This window comes from Citrobacter sp. wls757, from assembly GCF_005280935.1.
Lineage (GTDB): Bacteria > Pseudomonadota > Gammaproteobacteria > Enterobacterales > Enterobacteriaceae > Citrobacter > Citrobacter portucalensis.
Window position 1 is genome coordinate 16,505 of record NZ_SZWU01000052.1, and the last position, 1,373, is coordinate 17,877.

Consider the following 1,373-nt stretch of genomic DNA (forward strand, 5'->3'; position numbering starts at 1 on the left):
ACCAGCGGGACGCCAGCATTTTTCACTTTACCCACGCCGGAGTAAGCGGTAGAAGGGCCAGGGTTGGCTGTCAGGATTTTCACCGCTTTGGCGGTATCGATCGGGCTACCGCCACCGAAGGCGATGATGTAGTCACATTCTGCGTTCTGATAGGCCGCAAAACCTTTCTGTACCAGCTCTTCTGTCGGGTTCGGGAATACTTCATCAAACAGGTGGTAAGACATTTGATGTTTATCCAGCGCGGCAAACAGGCTATCCAGCAGGCCCAGTTTTACCAGTTGACCATCGGTGACGATCAGCGCTTTGCCCCATTGTTTATTCGCCACGAGATTCACCATATCGGCAATCGCGCCGGCGCCATGCAGGCTAATTTTTGGCAGTGCCAACATAAAGCTCATCACTATTCTCCTTAATAATAAAATCCTGTAGGCCGGATAAGGCGAAGCCGCATCCGGCGTTGAGTTGGGAGGTATCAGTACAGCTCTATGGCGCTTGCCAGCGGCGTAACACCAAAGCGTTTGCCAAGTGCGACCAGCTCTTCACGTGAGATGGTCTGCTTCATACCGCCCATCGAAAAGATTTTGACCAGAACTTCGGCGGATTTCTCTGCGGTATCTATCAAACCGAACGCTTCGTCGAGGGTAGGTCCGCTTCCGAACACGCCGTGGAACGGCCAAAGTACCAGCGAGTGTTTCTGCATTTCCTCGGCGGTAGCCTGACCAATTTCATCTGTACCCGGCACCATCCACGGGAGAATGCCAACGCCATCCGGGAACACCACCAGGCACTCGGTGCTGCCTTCCCACAGCTTGCGGGTAATCAGCGCTGTATTGTTTTCCAGTACGTAGGTCAGAGCGATCAGGTTGGTGGCATGGCAGTGCATGATCACGCGGTCTTTACCGTTCGTCGCTTTAATGCGTTCGCAGTGAGAGAGGAAGTGAGCCGGCAGTTCAGAGGTCGGCACGGCCTCGTGGGTCAGGCCCCAGAGGATGTGGTAGCCCGCACCGTCGCTGTCTATTTGTACCACGCCCAAGTTTGCCGCGGGATCGAGCTGGACGTTACGGAAAAACTTACCGGAACCGGTGACGATAAACGGTGTGTTTGCCAGCAGCGGCATCGGCTGAGTTAGCGCAATATAGCGTGGTTTTTCGTGGAAATCGGCGCTAAACGGCGCAATATCTGCTTCATCAAGACGCAGCGTCAGGTTGCCGCCATTACGCTCGTCCCAGCCTTTCAGCCACGCATCAGAAGTGGCTTTGATCATCCCCTGGACGAACCAGGAAGTCGTAATTTTTTGCATGTTCGGTGTTCCTGTTTATTGCCCGAACGTTATCGGGTCTTACGTAGGCCGGATAAGCGAAGCGCCATCCGGC

At 54.4% G+C, this 1,373-nt stretch carries 2 protein-coding genes; both read right to left on the bottom strand.

What is annotated here, in order from left to right; all coding sequences use genetic code 11:
- The coding region (locus FDW94_RS24270; RefSeq protein WP_249358523.1) for an iron-containing alcohol dehydrogenase at window positions 1-398 on the bottom strand (398 nt) is incomplete at its 3' end.
- A 74-nt stretch (window positions 399-472) separates the two neighbouring features.
- On the bottom strand, window positions 473-1,300 hold the full coding sequence (gene rhaD, locus FDW94_RS14155) for a rhamnulose-1-phosphate aldolase (protein ID WP_137377778.1): 828 nt from the start codon (window positions 1,298-1,300) through the stop codon (window positions 473-475).
- Window positions 1,301-1,373 lie beyond the last annotated feature (73 nt).